The organism is Brevundimonas sp. (assembly GCF_046295775.1).
Lineage (GTDB): Bacteria > Pseudomonadota > Alphaproteobacteria > Caulobacterales > Caulobacteraceae > Brevundimonas.
Map to the genome: position 1 here is coordinate 77,249 of NZ_JBKBML010000010.1, position 15,887 is coordinate 93,135.

General features: G+C 68.0%; 16 protein-coding genes. 5 read left to right on the top strand and 11 right to left on the bottom strand.

Annotated elements, in window-relative coordinates:
* Nucleotides 1–9 precede the first annotated feature (9 nt).
* A complete protein-coding gene (gene fliF / locus ACK4I0_RS08180; protein ID WP_409609801.1) occupies nt 10–1,644 on the bottom strand; it encodes a flagellar basal-body MS-ring/collar protein FliF in 1,635 nt (544 codons plus the stop codon).
* Between the two features lie 91 nt (nt 1,645–1,735).
* Complete coding sequence (locus ACK4I0_RS08185) at nt 1,736–2,263, bottom strand: N-acetyltransferase family protein (protein WP_409609803.1); 528 nt, start codon at nt 2,261–2,263, stop codon at nt 1,736–1,738.
* Between the two features lie 55 nt (nt 2,264–2,318).
* Between ACK4I0_RS08185 and ACK4I0_RS08190 the strand changes: the two genes are divergently transcribed.
* Together ACK4I0_RS08190 and ACK4I0_RS08195 are read left to right on the top strand one after the other, a co-directional pair.
* On the top strand, nt 2,319–3,239 hold the full coding sequence (locus ACK4I0_RS08190; RefSeq protein WP_409609805.1) for a histone deacetylase family protein: 921 nt from the start codon (nt 2,319–2,321) through the stop codon (nt 3,237–3,239).
* A 47-nt stretch (nt 3,240–3,286) separates the two neighbouring features.
* Nucleotides 3,287–3,895, top strand: a complete 609-nt coding sequence (locus ACK4I0_RS08195) for a histidine phosphatase family protein (protein WP_409609807.1) — start codon at nt 3,287–3,289, stop codon at nt 3,893–3,895.
* Here the strand turns inward: ACK4I0_RS08195 and ACK4I0_RS08200 are convergent.
* From ACK4I0_RS08200 to ACK4I0_RS08215, 4 genes are all read right to left on the bottom strand, one after another.
* On the bottom strand, nt 3,892–5,217 hold the full coding sequence (locus ACK4I0_RS08200) for a PQQ-dependent sugar dehydrogenase (protein WP_409609809.1): 1,326 nt from the start codon (nt 5,215–5,217) through the stop codon (nt 3,892–3,894). The two genes, ACK4I0_RS08195 and ACK4I0_RS08200, sit on opposite strands and share 4 nt — an antisense overlap.
* A gap of 14 nt (nt 5,218–5,231) precedes the next feature.
* Nucleotides 5,232–5,792, bottom strand: coding sequence for a lipocalin family protein (locus ACK4I0_RS08205; RefSeq protein WP_409609811.1), 561 nt, complete (start codon nt 5,790–5,792; stop codon nt 5,232–5,234).
* Nucleotides 5,793–5,853: 61 nt separating this feature from the next.
* Nucleotides 5,854–8,022 carry a histidine kinase dimerization/phosphoacceptor domain -containing protein gene (locus ACK4I0_RS08210; protein WP_409609813.1) on the bottom strand — a complete coding sequence of 723 codons (2,169 nt, stop codon included), beginning with the start codon at nt 8,020–8,022 and terminating at the stop codon, nt 5,854–5,856.
* Nucleotides 8,010–8,591, bottom strand: coding sequence for a biliverdin-producing heme oxygenase (locus ACK4I0_RS08215; protein ID WP_409609815.1), 582 nt, complete (start codon nt 8,589–8,591; stop codon nt 8,010–8,012). Before ACK4I0_RS08215 ends, ACK4I0_RS08210 begins: the two co-directional genes overlap by 13 nt.
* A 116-nt stretch (nt 8,592–8,707) precedes the next feature.
* Between ACK4I0_RS08215 and ACK4I0_RS08220 the strand changes: the two genes are divergently transcribed.
* The 3 genes from ACK4I0_RS08220 (at nt 8,708) to ACK4I0_RS08230 (ending at nt 11,470) form a co-directional block, all read left to right on the top strand.
* A complete protein-coding gene (locus tag ACK4I0_RS08220) occupies nt 8,708–9,661 on the top strand; it encodes an ABC transporter ATP-binding protein (RefSeq protein ID WP_409609817.1) in 954 nt (317 codons plus the stop codon).
* The gene (locus tag ACK4I0_RS08225) at nt 9,658–10,425 is read left to right on the top strand and encodes an ABC transporter permease (RefSeq protein WP_409609819.1); all 768 of its coding nucleotides are present in this window, start codon (nt 9,658–9,660) and stop codon (nt 10,423–10,425) included. The genes ACK4I0_RS08220 and ACK4I0_RS08225 overlap by 4 nt, the downstream gene beginning before the upstream one ends.
* A gap of 436 nt (nt 10,426–10,861) precedes the next feature.
* Nucleotides 10,862–11,470, top strand: coding sequence for a hypothetical protein (locus tag ACK4I0_RS08230; protein ID WP_409609821.1), 609 nt, complete (start codon nt 10,862–10,864; stop codon nt 11,468–11,470).
* 7 nt (nt 11,471–11,477) lie between these two features.
* On the opposite strand, the gene ACK4I0_RS08235 is transcribed toward ACK4I0_RS08230, so the two are convergent.
* The 5 genes from ACK4I0_RS08235 to ACK4I0_RS08255 form a co-directional block, all read right to left on the bottom strand.
* On the bottom strand, nt 11,478–11,855 hold the full coding sequence (locus ACK4I0_RS08235; protein WP_409609823.1) for a hypothetical protein: 378 nt from the start codon (nt 11,853–11,855) through the stop codon (nt 11,478–11,480).
* Nucleotides 11,856–11,902: 47 nt separating this feature from the next.
* Nucleotides 11,903–12,664: a ribonuclease T2 family protein gene (locus ACK4I0_RS08240; protein ID WP_409609825.1), complete on the bottom strand. Its 762-nt coding sequence runs from the start codon at nt 12,662–12,664 to the stop codon at nt 11,903–11,905.
* Between the two features lie 75 nt (nt 12,665–12,739).
* On the bottom strand, nt 12,740–13,420 hold the full coding sequence (locus ACK4I0_RS08245; RefSeq protein WP_409609827.1) for an ABC transporter ATP-binding protein: 681 nt from the start codon (nt 13,418–13,420) through the stop codon (nt 12,740–12,742).
* A complete protein-coding gene (locus ACK4I0_RS08250) occupies nt 13,417–14,580 on the bottom strand; it encodes a chain-length determining protein (RefSeq protein WP_409609829.1) in 1,164 nt (387 codons plus the stop codon). Before ACK4I0_RS08250 ends, ACK4I0_RS08245 begins: the two co-directional genes overlap by 4 nt.
* Nucleotides 14,581–14,622: 42 nt before the next feature.
* The gene (locus ACK4I0_RS08255) at nt 14,623–15,492 is read right to left on the bottom strand and encodes an ABC transporter permease (protein WP_409609831.1); all 870 of its coding nucleotides are present in this window, start codon (nt 15,490–15,492) and stop codon (nt 14,623–14,625) included.
* Nucleotides 15,493–15,887 lie beyond the last annotated feature (395 nt).

Below are 15,887 nucleotides of genomic sequence, written 5' to 3' on the forward strand. Positions count from 1 at the left end.
GCGCCGCCATCAGCCTTCATGCACCCAGCTGCGCAGGATCGCGGTGGATTCCTCGGGATGCTTGTCGACGAACTCGGCCACCTTCTTGATGGACGAGGCCTTCACCTGTCCCTCGATGCGAGCGATGTCGAGCCGCTGCTCCATCTCGGACTTGGGCGCCGTCAGCTGCGGCTGACCGCCGACCATGGTGGTCTCCAGAGAGGTCACCTGCATGGTTCCGCCGCCGGGGCCCGCCAGGGCCGGCACGCCGCCGGCGCCGGACGCGGTCTTCAGCAGCGGCCGCAGGACGAAGAAGATCAGCAGCAGGCCGGTGATCAGCAGCACCGCCAGCTCTACGCCGCGCATGATGTCGTTCTTGGTGAAGCCGTCCAGCAGGCCCGCCGCCTCTGCGGCGCCGCCGGCCAGGGCGGCCTCACGGCTGAAGCGGACGTTGATCACCTCCAGCGTGTCGCCCCGCTCCTCGTTGATGCCGACGGCCGCGGCGACCAGGCTCTTGATCCGAGTCATGTCCTCTTCGGACCGCGGCGCATAGGTCGGCTCCCCACCGGCCTCGGCGGGCGGGGTCCAGACGCCGTCGACCGCGACCGAAACCGACAGCTTCCGCACCTCGCCGGGCTCCTTCACCGTGGTCGTGGTGGTGTTGGAGATTTCGTAGTTGGTGGTCTCGGTGTTGTCGTTGCGGGTCGAGCCCAGCGGGGTCGCGGCGGGCGCCTCGCCGCCGGGGATGTTGTTCGTGGCGGTCGCGCCGCCGTCGGCCATGCCCGACGTGTCCTGGCTCTGCGAGCCGTTGGTCGAGGTCGAGCGGACGACCTGACCGTCGGGGTCGAAGCGCTGCTCCTGAGTGGTGGAGCGGCTGTGATCGATGTCGGCCGCCACGGTGACGCGGGCGGCCCCGGCGCCGACGACGCCCTCGACCAGGTCCTTGATGCGGGCCTGCATCTGAGCCTCGGTGTTGGCCTTGGCGGTCTCGGCGGTGGCCGAGTTAAAGCTCTGGCCGTCCGAACCGGCCGCCAGGGTGCGGTTGGCGGTGTCGGTGACGGTGACCTTCTCGGGCTTCAGATTGGGAACAGACGAGGCCACGACGTTGCGGATGGCGCTGATCTGGTCCGGCGTCAGTTCGCGTGCGCCGACGCCCACCACGACGGCGGCGGTCGGATCGGCGGCGGCGGTCTGGAACAGCTCACGACGCGGCATGGCGATCTGCACGCGCGCCGAGGTGATGCCGCGCATCGACAGGATCGTGCGCCCCAGTTCGCCCTGCAGGGCGCGCTGCTCGGCGATGTTCTGCTGGAACTCGGTCTGACCCAGGACGGATTGGTTGTCGAAAATCTCGTATCCGACCGAGCCGGAGGTCACGAGGCCCTGTCCAGCCAGGCGCAGGCGCGCTTCACCGACTTGGTCGCGGTTGACCATGATCGTCGAGCCGTCGCCGCGCGTTGAATATTTTATGCCCGCCTGGTCCAGCGACGCGGTGATCTCGCCCGCCTCGCGCAGGTCGAGGTTGGAATACAGCAGGGCGTCGGGGGCCTGGCCGATGCGCAGCATGACGGCGACCAGCACCGCTGTGACGCCCGCGGCGACGCCCAGCACCGCCGCCAGGCGGCCGATCCCGAATCTCTGCAACGCCGCCGTGAAGCCGCCCACGCGCACCCCGCCCCGAACTGGCGGGAGGACCAGATCGACCCGCTAGGCAGAAACTGCCGCCCGTGTGGTAAACGCCGCGTTAAGGGACGCGCTAACCTTTGCGCAGGATGAACTCGTCATCCAGCCAGGCGCCCACCGGATACTGATACTCGCCAGCTTTGAAGAAGCCGTGGGCGGCGTAAAGCTTCTGGGCCTTGAGGTTGCCGCTCCACACGCCAATCCAAAGCGGGCCGGTGGTGTGCGCCTGCATCCAATCAAGCGACGCAGCCAGCAGGCGCGTGCCCAGGCCCAGCCCTTGCGCCGCCTTGGATACATAGAGGCGCCGCAACTCCGCATGTTCGGGCCGAGCGTCGGGATGGGGCAGGGTGTTGGGCCCGGCGTTGGCGAAGGCCAGCAGTTCGCCGTCCCGCTCGGCCACCCACCAGGCCGCGCCCGGTTCGGCCAGCTTGGAGGCGGTGGCCGCTGGGCTGAACGACAAGTCCAGGAAGGCGGCCAGGTCGTCGGCGGGATACGGAATGCCGAAGCCGTCCACGAAGGTGTCGATGAAGGTCTGACGGCCTAGTTTGCCGACGGCGGGGGCGTCGTCGGCTCGGGCGGGGCGGATTACGGCGTCGGTCATGGCCGCGCTTATAGGATGCAGACGAACGGCCCGAAACCGGCCTATTGTCAGAGGCATGAGCGCCACGCTGTTCACTCACCCCGACATGATCGACCACCGGCCCGGCGACGGCCACCCTGAGCGGCCCCAGCGGCTGAAAGCGGTGATCGACGCCCTGGACGACGCCGGCCTGGGCGCCGATCGTAGATTGGCGCAGGAGGCGTCGGTCGCCGATCTGGAGCGGGTTCATCCGTCCGACTATGTGCGGCGCATCCTGGAGGCCTCGCCTGCTCAAGGCATGGCGGCGCTGGACGCCGACACCGTGTTGTCGCCCGGCAGCGTGCGCGCTGCACGGCTGGCGGCCGGGGCGGCGATCGACGCGGTGCGGGCCATCGCGCGCGGCGAGACGAACCGCGCCTTCGCCGCGGTGCGCCCGCCCGGGCATCATGCCGAGCCGAACCGAGCCATGGGCTTCTGCCTGTTCTCAAGCGTTGCGGTCGCCGCGCGCGTGGCTCAGGCCGAGGGGATGGCGCGGGTGGCGGTGGTGGATTTCGACGTGCACCACGGCAACGGCACCCAGGCGGCCTTCGAGTCGGACGACAGCCTGTTCCTGGCCTCTATCCATCAATGGCCGCTGTATCCCGGCACCGGAGCGGAGTCAGAGACGGGCGTGGGCAACATCATAAACGCCACGGTCGCGCCCCACGTCGCTCGCGAACAATGGCGGGCGGCCTTCTCGGGCCGACTGATGCCGGCGCTGGAGGCGTTTCGCCCCGATCTGATCCTGATCTCGGCCGGTTTCGATGCTCACAGGCGCGATCCGCTGGCGCATCAGTCGCTGGAAGCGGAAGACTTCGCCTGGGCCACACGCGCCGTGGTCGAGGTGGCGCGCGCGACGTGCGCAGGAAAGGTTGCGGCCTCGCTGGAGGGCGGCTACGACCTTGAAGGGCTGGGCCGTTCGGCCGCCGCCCATGTTCGGGCTCTCGGGGAGGACTGAAGGACGTCAGAGCGGCGAGGTTTCGCCTTCCGTTTCGTCCGTTGGCCATGTCGTCCCCCAGCGTCTCCGCATCCTCGACCGCCAAGCCCGGCGCCATCGTGCTGGCCCGCCATGGCGAGCCAGCGCTTTCACGCAAATGCACCATGACCTCGGCCCAGTATCGCGACTGGTGGGGCCGCTACGAGATCGGGGGTCTGCTGGCCGGCCAAACGCCGCCGGCTGAACTGTTGGCCACGGCCGAGGGCGCGGGCGCCATCTATGCCTCGACGCGCCGCCGCGCTCAGGAAACCGCCGCCGCCGTCGCCGCCGGACGCGAGGTGATGAGCGACGCCCTGTTCATTGAGGCCCCCCTGCCGCCACCCAAGGCGCCGGACTGGCTGAAGCTGTCGCCGCGCTGGTGGGGTGTGGTGTCGCGCTTCTGGTGGCACGCCTTCAATCACCACGAAGGCCAGGAGACGCGGGCGCAGGCCGAGGTGCGCGCCGATCAGGCCGCTGCGCTGCTGATCGCCCGCGCCGAGTCCGGGCAGGACGTGCTGGTGCTGGCGCACGGCTATTTCAACCACATGGTCGGACGCCGTTTAAAGGCGCGCGGCTGGCGGCTGACGCACAATCAGGGATTTCGTTACTGGTCCCAGCGGCGGTTCGAACGGGCTTAGGGCGTTTCGCGTCGGTGGGGGGCTCGGCTGACGCGCCATACGGCGTCGCCCACATCGTCGGCCACCAGCAGAGCACCGGTGGCATCGGTGATGACGCCGACAGGGCGGCCTTGCGCCTGGCCCTTCGCGTTCAGAAAATCCGTCAGCACGTCCTCGGGCGGTCCGCTGGGTCGTCCGGCCTGGAAGGGTACGAAGATGACCTTGTAACCGACCGGCGGCTTGCGGTTCCACGAGCCGTGCTGACCAATGAAAGCGCCGTGGCGATATCGGGCGGGTAAGCTGTCGCCGTCATGGAAGACCAAGCCCAGCGAGGCGGTGTGCGCGCCCAGGCCATAGTCCGGGCGCAGGGCGCCGGCCACGCGCTGGGGATTGGCGGGCGTGACCCGCGTGTCCACCGTCTGGCCCCAGTAGCTCCACGGCCAGCCGTAAAAGCCGCCCGGCTGCACCGAGGTCATGTAGTCGGGAACGAGGTCGTTGCCGATATCGTCGCGCTCGTTGACGGCCGTCCACAACAGCCCGCTGTCTGGGTTCCAGGCCAATCCGACCGGATTGCGCAGGCCAGAGGCGTAGACGCGTCGCGCGCCGGTCGAGAGGTCGACTTCCAGAATGGCCGCGCGATCGACCTCTTCGTCCAGGCCGTTCTCGCCGATGTTGGAGTTCGAGCCAACCCCGACATACAGGCGCGAGCCATCAGGGCTGGCGACCAGGCTCTTGGTCCAGTGGTGATTGCGGCCGGCCGGCAAGTCGGCGATCTTGACCGGCGCGGCAGAGGCCCGGGTGTCGCCCGTCCGATAGGGGACCATAACCACCGCATCGGCGTTGGCGACATAGAGCCGCTCGCCGACCAAAGCCATGCCGAACGGCGAGGTCAGGTTCTCCAGAAAGAGCGCGCGTGTCTCGACAACGCCGTCGCCGTCCGCGTCACGCAGCAGGGTGATCCGGTCGGCGCTGGGCGTCTTGGAGCCGGCGCGGCGCATCACCAGACCCTGAATGAAATCACGCAGGCAGCCGCGTTGCGTTTCGGGCTTCGCCGGTGCGTCGGATTCCGCGACCAGAATGTCGCCGTTGGGCAAGCGATAAAGCCAGCGGGGATGCGCCAGGCCGCCGGCGAACCGCTGGACCTGAAAGCCCGCGGCGGGCGTCGGCGCGGCGCCCTCTGGCCAGCCGACCGCCTCGGCGATCTTGACCGTTGGCAGCAGACCGCCCCGCGGCGCGGGCAGCACCGGCTGGGCGCCGAAGCCCGAGATCGGCGGCAGCGCCTCCTGACCGCCGCACCCCGCCAGGGCCAGAATGGAGGCGGCGAACAGAAGGGAGCGGATCATGGCGCAGCCTGTCTTCAGGGTTGGGCGGGAAACTCGAGGCGCGAGACGTCATAGCCGGTGGCGGCGGCGCGCTGGGTCAGTTCGCGCAGCTGCGTCTCTGACGGCACTTCGCGGGTGTAGATGAACAGGCGGTCCATCGTCGGGTCCGCCGAGATGAACCAGCTGTAGTCATCGGCCCGGTCCAGCACCCAGTAGTCCCAGGTGATCAGGCCAAACAGATAGCGCACGCGCAGCTTGGCGTTAAAGCCCGGATCCAGGATGCGGCCCGATCCAGAGATGGCCTTTTCGCGGCCTTGCGGCGTGCCCACCTGGCAGGTATCGCGCACGCCAACACGATCGGGCGCCGTCAGATCGTAGATGGAGGCGCCGGCCACGCAGTTGTCGGTGATCTTCATGGGCAGGCGCGCGACCTCGTGCCAACGACCCGACCACAGGCGAGTAGCATCGACCGGCTTGGTCGGCTCAGGCGCTCGAACATCGCTGGATTTCGGCGCCGATACGCACCCGGCGACAGCCAGGACGCTGGCGGCCACGAGGCTGAGCGCAGCCACGGTCATCATGCGATTTCGGGTCATGCGTCGCTCCTGTGGGTCACGCCTTCGCGCAATCCGCCGAACGAACATCGGTTCCCTGAGACTAGAGGCGCGGCGTCTGATCGATGGGTGCGCTGATGATGGCGCGCAGGCCCGGCCGTGCGGACCTGTACTCCAGCGCGCCGCCCAGCTGAGCGACCAGGCTTTCGATCATGCGCGAGCCGAAGCCTTGGCCCGACTGATGGCCGCCACGGCCCTGGTCCTCGACCATCAGGCGCAGGCTGGCGCGCTCTTCCTCAAGCGTGACCTGGATCGGTCCGGGCTCGCCGTCATAGGCGTACTTCTGGGCGTTGATGATCAGCTCGGTCAGCACCAGGCCCAGCGTCACCGCGCGGCCCGTCTCCACATGGATCGGCGACAGGTCCAGGGTGAAGGCCCGCGCCCATTCCGGCCCCATCGACTGGCCCATTTCGTCGATCAGCTCGCCGAAATAGCGCGACAGGTCGATCGTCTCGAACTGGTCCGATCGGTACAGGCGGCTGTGCACCAGCGACACCGCGCGCACGCGACGCCGCGCCTCGTGCAGGACATCGGAGGCCGGACCTTCGCCATGGCTGCGGGCTTGCAGCGCCAGGAAGCTGGAGATCAGCTGCAGGCTATTCTGAACTCGGTGATTGACCTCGCGCAACAGGAAGTCCTGCTGCTGCAGCCGGCTGTCGCGGTCGGCGACGCTTTCCTGCAGCGCGCGGTTCAGCGTGCGCAGGCTTCGCACCGACGACAGGTCCATCAGGGCGTCGCGCAGGCGGGCGGCGGCCTCGACCTCGGCCGGACGCCAGCGGCGGCTGCGGCCGCGCACCGTCTCGGCCCAGTCGGCGAAGGACTTGCGCGGCGTCAGGGCGCCGTCCGGCCCGTCCTTGACCGCCGCGTGCGGATCGCCGGCCCAGCGCACCGTCTCGACCTGCTCGGCGCGGAAGGCCATGACCACCATCGGCTCCTCGCCCGGCAGCACGAAAGCCAGAAGGCCGCTAGCCTTGTCCGCCCAGTCCGCGGCAGGGGCGTGAACGGCGGAAAGATTGTGGGTGAAGACCGGACGCGGGTCAGGACGGCCAGCGACCCAGCGCGCCAGGTCCGACACGGCGCGTCCCGGCGGGCAGACGCCATGGGTGGAGACCACCGATCCCCGCACCACCGCCGCGCCGTCGGCGTCGACCAGACTGGCCAGACCGGCCAGACGCTCGCCCAGCGCCTGACTGACCGGCGTATCCAGCGGCATGGCCGCCATCAGCTCGTCTTCCTGGGCGCGCAGGCGCAGCCGCTCGCGCCAGGTTTCGGCGTCGCCCTTGGCCTTCAGCTGGCGCGCCAGGGCGCGGGCCAAGGTCGCGCAGGCGACCCGCAGCTCATAGGTCAGCAGCTGCGGTCGAAGGCTGTGGCAGGCGATCAGGCCCCATAGAACCCCGTCCATGACGATGGAGACCGAGGCCGTGGCCCGGATGCCCATGTTCTTCATGTACTGCATGTGGACGGGCGACACGCTGCGCAGGCCGCAGTCGCTCATGTCCAGCGGCGGCCCCTCGCGTTCGGGCCGCAACGGCTGAGGCGCGTAGAGCACGTCCGGGATCACCCGAACCGTGTTGCGCACATAGAGCGCCCGCGCCTGCTTGGGGATGTCCGAAGCCGGAAAGTGGTGGTTCAGGAACGAGGGCATACCCTCGGTGCGCGACTCGGCCAGCACCCGGCCGGCGTCGTCGTCGAGGAAGCGGTAGATCATCACCCGGTCGAAGCCGGTCAGGCTGCGAAACTCGGCCGCCGCCCGTTCGCACAGGGTGGCCGATGTCGCCGCCCGCTCCAGCGCCGAGCCTGCCGCATCCAGCCGCGACAGAAGCTCCACGCCCAGGAAGGCCGATTGCGAGCTCTGCTCGACCTCGACCAGCCGCAGATCGCCTGACCGATGCACGATGATGTCGTAGTCCAGATGCTCGCGCGAGCGCCAGCGTCCCAGGTAGCCGGTCTCCCCAGCCTTATCGAGGCGATGCAGCGCCTCGGCGATGTCCACGCCGAGCACGCCCTCGAGCGGCGCTTGAAGCCAGTCGGTTCGCCCGGTCAGCGCCTCGATGCGGCCTGCCCCCTGAATAATCTGATGATGGTCGTCGACAACGAGCAGCAGACCGTGGGGCTGGATGGCGCCGGGGATGTGGATGGGCTCGCGGTCGCAGCCTGTCAGATCAAGTGCGGGCGCATCCTGCGCGCCCAAAGGCTCCATCACGGCGGACATTCGGCTTCCTTGGGCACGGCGAGCAGACTGTGGGCGAAGGCGAAGGCTTCGCGGGCGCCCTGGACGATGTCTTCTGAACGAGCTTGGCCGGATTGGGTTTCGCGGTCCAGCACAACGACGAAATCGCGCCAGCGTGCGCCCACCGTCTCGCCATAAGGATCAAAAAAGGACAGGCCGGTCAGATCATGGCCGCGCGTCGTCAGGCCCTTGTGGATGATCCGCCCGCCCAGCGACGAGCCCTCCAACACATAGAACCAGCCCAAGGCCCGCCCCAAGCTGTCGATCACCGGCGCCGGGGCCTGCAAACCCGGCGTCGCGCCCAGCGCCGTCAGGTCGTTGCGGACCGTTTGCGCGCGCCGGCGGCCAGCGAAGTCCAGCCCCGTCACCGGAGAGAGCCAGGGGGCCAGCATCGCCTCGGCGGCGGCGTGCAGTTGATGGAATCCTCGCACCACGGCGACGCGATCGTCACGATGGTCCAGCCGCCGCTCCAGATCGATCCCGTCCTCCAGCGCCTGATGGGCCGCGCCGGTCTGGGCGCGCAGAGTTTCGATGATCGGGGGCTGAGCCATTGGGACCACCTTATTTCACGCCTGTGTCAAAAAGCGACCCGCCTTGAGCGCGGGTCGCCGCGGCCCTATCTGATGGCCGGTCTGCGACGGGGCGCCGCAGCTTCCGGGGAGGGCAAATGCAGTCGGTCATCGCCATCGAAGGTCTGACCAAGACCTACAAATCCGGTCTGCAGGCGCTGAAGCGTGTCGACCTGGACATCCGCAAGGGCGAGATCTTCGCCCTGCTCGGGCCCAACGGCGCGGGCAAGACCACGCTGATCTCCATCGTCTGCGGCATCGTCAACGCCTCGACCGGCACGGTCACGGCCGACGGCTTCGACATCCGGCGCGACTACCGCCAAGCGCGCTCGCGCATCGGCCTGGTGCCTCAGGAGCTGACGACCGACGCGTTCGAGACCGTTCTGGCCACCGTCACCTTCTCGCGCGGCCTGTTCGGCAAGTCGCCCAATCCCGCCTTCATCGAACAGCTGCTCAAGGACCTGAGCCTGTGGGACAAGAAGGACTCCAAGCTTCGCACCCTGTCGGGCGGGATGAAGCGGCGGGTCATGATCGCCAAGGCGCTGAGCCATGAGCCCGACATCCTGTTCCTGGACGAGCCCACCGCCGGCGTGGACGTCGAGCTGCGGCGCGACATGTGGGCCATGGTCAGAAAGCTGCGCGATCGCGGCGTGACCATCATCCTGACCACCCACTACATCGAAGAGGCCGAGGAGATGGCGGACCGAGTGGGCGTCATCCTGAAGGGCGAGCTGATCCTGGTCGAAGAGACCCGCACGCTGATGAAGAAGCTGGGCAAGAAGACCCTGACCCTGAACCTGTCCGAGCCGCTGGCCGCCATCCCGGCCGAGCTGGCCGATTGGCAGCCGACCCTGAAGGCCGACGGCGGCGAGCTGGAGTACGTCTTCGACGCCAACGCCGAGGACACCGGCGTGCCGGGCCTGATCCGGCGGCTCGAGGGGCTGAACATCGGCTTCAAGGACCTGAACACCCGCCAGAGCTCGTTGGAGGACATCTTCGTCGGCCTGGTGCATCAGAACGGCCGACCGCAGGCTCAGGAGGCCGCTCGATGAGCTTCAACGCCTATGGAGTCTGGGCCATCTACCGCTTCGAGATGGCGCGCGCGCTGCGCACCCTGTGGCAGTCGGTGGTCACGCCGGTCATCACCACGGCCTTGTATTTCGTCGTCTTCGGCGGCGCCATCGGCAGCCGGATGCAAGAGGTGGACGGCGTCCCGTACGGCGCCTTCATTGTGCCGGGCCTGATCATGCTCAGCCTGTTCACCCAGTCGATCTTCAACGCCTCGTTCGGCATCTACTTCCCGAAATTCACCGGCACCATCTACGAGATCCTGTCCGCGCCCGTGTCGTCGCTCGAGATCGTGCTGGCCTATGTCGGGGCGGCGGCGACCAAGTCGGCGGTGCTGGGGCTGATCATCCTGGGCACGGCCAGCTTCTTCGTGCCGCTGCAGATCCTGCATCCGTTCTGGATGATGGCCTTCCTCATCCTGATCTCGGTGACCTTCAGCCTGTTCGGCTTCATCATCGGCGTCTGGGCCGACGGCTTCGAGCAGCTGCAGTTCATCCCCATGCTGATCGTGACGCCGCTGACCTTCCTGGGCGGAGCCTTCTATTCGATCGACATGCTGCCCGAGCCGTGGCGGACGGTGACGCTGTTCAACCCGGTGGTCTATCTGATCTCGGGCTTCCGCTGGGCCTTCTACGGCACGTCGGACGTAGGCGTGGCGATCAGCCTTCTGGCCACGCTGGGCTTCTTCTTCGCCTGCCTGGCGGTGGTCGGCCTGATCTTCAAGACGGGCTATCGCCTCAAGGCCTGATCCGTCATCAAGCGGCCCCAGTCCCGCGCTGTATTGAACGCTCGAGCTTGCGAAAGACCTGATGTCCGACACGCCCTTCTCCCGTCGTCCGGTCCAGTGGGGCCGCCCGCCTCAAACGACATTCCACGCCGGTCCGCTGCCCAAGAGCGCGTCGCCGCTGTCTGCGGTCGAGCCTCCCGCCGCGCCGCAAGCCGCGGCCACGCAAGCTCCCAGGCCCGCCCCGGCGCCCACGCCCCGGCCTGCACCACGAGGCGACATCCTGACCGGCTCGATGATTCCGCGCGCCCGTCCGGCCGCGCCCGCTCCTGAGCCGACCGCTGCTGCGCCTGCCCAGCCCGAGGCCCCGCGACCCGTAGCCGCCGCCCCTCTCCAGCCGTCTGCGCGCGTGGACCGGACGCCGCGTCCCCTTCCGCCGCCCGAGCCTGTTGATCCGCCGGTGATTGCGTCTATCGCTGCGGACGAACCCGCCCGGCAGCCGGCGCCGCCGGTCCAGCCCGCCGCACCTCGCGTCCAGCCTGCCATCGACCGACCAGCCGAAGCCGTGGCGCCCGTCTATGCGCGCACGACCGCCCGAAAGAGCCGCACGCCGCTGTACGTGGGCGGCGCCGTCGCCGCGCTCGTCGCCGTTCTCGGTGTCTTGCTGCTGACCCGGCAGGGCGGCGACGCGCCCGTCCCGGCGGCCGAGCCTGCGCCCGCGACCGTCCCCGTGGCCGTCGAGCCCTCGTCCGCCGCCCCGCTCGAGGTTACCCCCGCCGCGACTGAACGGCCTCCTGCGGCGGTCGAGGCAGCGCCGGCACCCGCACGGCCTTCGCCCGCGCCCTCCAACTCCGAACCGACGGCCTCGTCCTCTCCCGCACAAGCGCGTCCGGCGCCTGAGCCGACGGTCGCGCCTCAGCCCGAAGCGCCTGTCCCGGCGCCTCCCATCGAGACAGCGCCTCTGATCGAGATCGCGCCTGCGCCGGCTGGGCCGCCGCCCACACCCGCACGCCCAGCGCAGACTGACCCGAACGCGCCCATCGTCACCCGCCCCGTGCCGCTGGACTAAAATCCGGCTAGGGCAGGACGACGTAGCCGCGTTCGACCATGCGTCTCAGGGCCTCGTAGGCCTCGGACAACTCTTCATAGGCTGTGCGGAAGGCGGTGAGGCGGGCCGCCTGATCCGGTGTCACTGGCGCACCCGAGTGAGCCAGTCGCAGGGCCTCCGCCGACCACTTCGCCCGCGCCGTGGCGGTCAGAACAGCCAGCTTCTGGAAGCTTTCGGGCCCTACGCCGGCCAGGGTCTGGCCAATGACCTCGCGGTTGGCCACGAAGGCGGCGTAGTCGATCTGCTCCAGCAGGCCGCGCAGACGCCGCTGCTCCTGAGGGTCGATGTCGCTCGGCTCGAAATGATCGCGCTGGCGGCGATAGCTCTGGGTCATGACCGTGGACATTGACGACGCGCGCTCCGGCTTTGGGCCGCGAGGCTGCGCCCGTCCGGTTAACGGCCCGTTGCCGCGCCCCTGGCTGCAAGCCTCAGCCGCGTGTCGTCCGACGGCCCCAGCGAGCCGGGGCAGGGGATGAAACGATCGTCCAGCCCGTAACAGATGCGCGCCTCGCGGAACCAGCCGTCGGCCACCGAGACGATGACTGATCGCTCCGACAGGCCGGGGTTGGCCTGCGCGAACGCGCGGCGGATGGCTCCGGCGGTCAGCCGATCCGCCGGGATCGCCTCCAGATCCGGCCGCTTGAGCGCATCCCACAGTCTCGCGGCGTCGGCGAAATAGGCCTCGGGGGTGTCCCATCCGCATGTGCCGTGCGCGGCCCATTCGTGCTGCTGCAGTTCCGGCGAAGGCGTCATGCAGAAATGGCGCCGCACCGTCTCGACCTTCATCGGCTCCCGCGCCGCCTCGGGCTTGCAGTAACGAGGATAGGGCTGGCCGACCTGACCGTTGGGCCATAGGCCGTGCAGCGTCAGGCCGAACTGGTTGGCTCCACACTGATGCCGCGCATCGGGATAGTCCGCGCCGGTGCGGCACGCCTGCGGCGACCAGCTGACGGCCAAGAGGTGATAGGCGGTGGGCACATGGTCCACGACATCGTCGGCCGGCACGCGATAGGGGCGGGGGGCTCGCAGATCGCTCGGCACGGCGCAGGCTTCGGCGCCTCGACCCGACGAGATCGCGGCGGGCTCGGGCGTATGGGCGTCGCAGGCGCTGAGGGCGACGACCGAAGCCGCGATCAGAAGGGTGGTCAGGCGCATCGGCGAACCCCGGCAAGTTGAAATCGACCGGCTAGCGAGACAGTCCTTCGCCGTCTACCGCCGCGCCGGAATGGTTCAGGCCGCCCGCAGCCAGGAGTAGATTTCCAGCGCCTCTTCCACATCGTCGAACATCTTGACCTTGCCGCTTTCGAGGATGAGCGCCCGATCGCAATGTTCGCGCACGAGGTCGGGGCTGTGCGAGGCCATAAGAAAGGCGCGCTCGCCGCGCCGCTCGAACAGTTCTTCGCGGCATTTGCGCTGGAACCGGGCGTCGCCCACGGCCACGAGTTCATCCACCAGATAGCAGTCGAACTCGATGGCCAGGGACAGCCCGAACGCCAAACGCGCGCGCATGCCGGAGGAGAAGTGCTTCACGGGCTGGCGCAGAGACCGGCCCAGCTCGGCGAAGTCATCGACACGCGCCAGAAGCTCTCGATAGTCGCGATCGTATAGGCGGGCCAGAAACTTGATGTTGTCCAGGCCGGTCAGACTGCCTTGAAAGCCGCCGCCGAAGCCGATGGGCCAGGACGGCGTCATCATCCAGCGGATATGGCCTTCGGTGGCGCTTTGCACTCCGCCCAACATGCGGATGAGCGTGGTCTTGCCCTGGCCGTTGCGGCCCAGCAGCGCCAGACGTCCATTTCGGGCCAGGGTGAAATTCAGATCGCTGAAGATGCGGCGCTTGGAAGGCGGAAAGGCCTTGGCCACGCCCTCCACGCTGAGGCCGATCGATTCCGCGACGGCGGGCTGCCTCATTGCTGCTTGTGCTCGCGCACGCCCGACCAGACCAGCCAGCCGATGCCATAGGCCAGCAGGACCGCCAGGAACACAGTCAGAACGGACAGCCAGCGGCGCGGTTCGATGGCCGCGTCAGGCAGGCTGGGCTCGACCACGCGCTCAAGATACAGCCGTTGTCGGCGCGCCTCCTGCTGGGCCGAGATCAGAGAGGTCGTGGCCTGGGCCAGCTCGCGTTCCGCATACTCGCGGGCCCGCATGAGATCTTCATAGGCGCTGATCTTGGGCGCCAGCGAGTCGGACGTGCCGGCCATGCGCGCGCGCTCCGCTGCGACCTGAGCCTCATAGGCCCGAATGCGTCCGTCCAACGCCGGCAGCTGCGGGCTCTCGGGCGCTTCGGCCGCCAGCTGCGCCCGTTCGGCGCGCAACTGGGCCAGGGTAGACATCAGAGTGCCCATGAGCTGGGCCGATTCCGTCGCGGTCACCGCCGGATCCAGAAACTGCTCGCGGTTGCGAAAGGCCACCAACTGGTTCTGAGACTCGGCCACGCGTGTCTGGGCGAGGGTCCGGTTGGCTTCGGCCTCGGCGATGGCGGCCGTGGCCGAGCGATCGTTCAGGCGGTTGATCAGAACCTCCCCGCCGGACAGCAGGGCCGCGTTGACGGCGCGGGCGTCCTCCGGGCGGAAGGCCTCCACACGCAGGGTGCTGATGCCGGTGGTGGAATCGTAGCCGACCGTCACGAAGCGCTTGAAGGCCTTGCGCATGCCTTCCTCGTTCAGTGCTTCGCCGGGCCGTGGGTAGCGGCTGAACATATCGGCGCTGGGCGGGCCCAGGACGGCGCGCATGTCGAAGCGGCGGCGCAGGTCGCGCAGTCCGGCGGGCGACATGATGTAGTCATGCACCGCATAGGCGTCCGTCATCGTCGGGCTGAGGCCGACGCCCTGCAGCGCGACGCCGAGCGGCGAGATCTGCGCGCTATTGACGCTGCGCACTATGAAGCGCGCCTCCGACACATAGCGGGGCGAGGCGATGAGCAGGAAATAGATAGCCGCCAGCAGCGTAGGCAGGACGACGACGGCTAGGAACGGCCAGGACACCTGGCGCCACCACGGGCGGGGTCGCTTAGGACCAGTCAGCGCCTTGGGAATGGGCCCGACGTAGTTGAGTTGCGGGTCAGTCATGAAATTTCCGAATTCCGAGCCGGCTGTGTGGGCGCAGTCGCATCATTCCGCAAGCGCCCTGTCCTTCGCGCCGGCCAGCAGCAACAGGCCGCAGATCATGAAAATGGCCCCCCATCCAAAGGCATAAAGGGGATCATAGTAGGTCGGCACGAACTCGCCGAACACGCCGGCGCGCACCATTTCGACCCCATGCGGAAGCGGGACCATAATATATAGCGAGCGATAGGGTTCCGGCAGCCAGGCCGCCATTGCGAAGGCGCCGGAGAAAGGGATCAAGGCATACGTCAGGACGGGGACCAGCCTCTCCATTAGTTCGAACCGCAGCGCCAGGGCGGCGAAGACCAGGGCCAACCCGAACCCCATCCAGCCCAGAAGGAGCCATCCCCCGATAATCAACAGCCAGTCACGCGGCGGCGAGACCTCGCCCATGGAGATCAGGATCACATAGACGACGACGAAGGCGGCCGTGGCGCCTAGAAACTCCAACAGGCCGCGCGCGACAAAGAAGTGCAGAATGCGGATCTGGCGATGGTAGAGCAGCCCGATGTTCGACTGCAGTGCGCCCATGGCGAAGCTGATCTGGTGACGGAACAGCAGCAGCGCCATATAGCCGGTCATGACAAACGGAGCGAGGCGAATGCCATGCTCGTAGGGCGTCTTGATGAGCGACCACAGCAGCATCACGCCGAAACAGAACAGAAGCGGCTCGCCGATCACCCAGACGAATCCCAAGCCTTCCCGTCCGAAGCGGGTCACCATTTCGCGCAGGACCAAGGCGGATATGATCCGCTTCTGTCTGATGAGGGCGTTCATTGAGGGGTATGAGTTCGCATGAATGGCGCAGGAGGAAAGCCGATTGCAGCGAATCGAGACGAGATTGTGCCGTTCGCGAAGAAAATTTAGCGTCTCCACCGCGAGGATAGCGGTTGATCCGGCGCACGCAAGCCGTCGCGTGGTTGCAGTCGCAACTGACCTCGGTAGAATTTTCCCTGTAGCTTCAAGGTCACGGTGAAGCGGTGCCTTATGGGACGTTCCCGTTTTGCGCCTCGACCTGCGAAACCAAGGCTGTTATGACCCAAATGAGGCGGCCTGACCGCCGCATTCTCAATTGCTGCGGAGGGATTCCCACCTATGCGTGTTAAAACACTGATCCTGGCCTCGAGCGCCGTTGGCGCTCTGGCTCTGTCGGCCGGCGCCGCTTCGGCGGAGCCGAACGGCTGGTACGGCGCGATCGACGCCGGCTGGCACACGATCGAGCCGGTGAACCTGGAATCGTCCACGACGGGCGTGAAATGGAACTGGGAGAT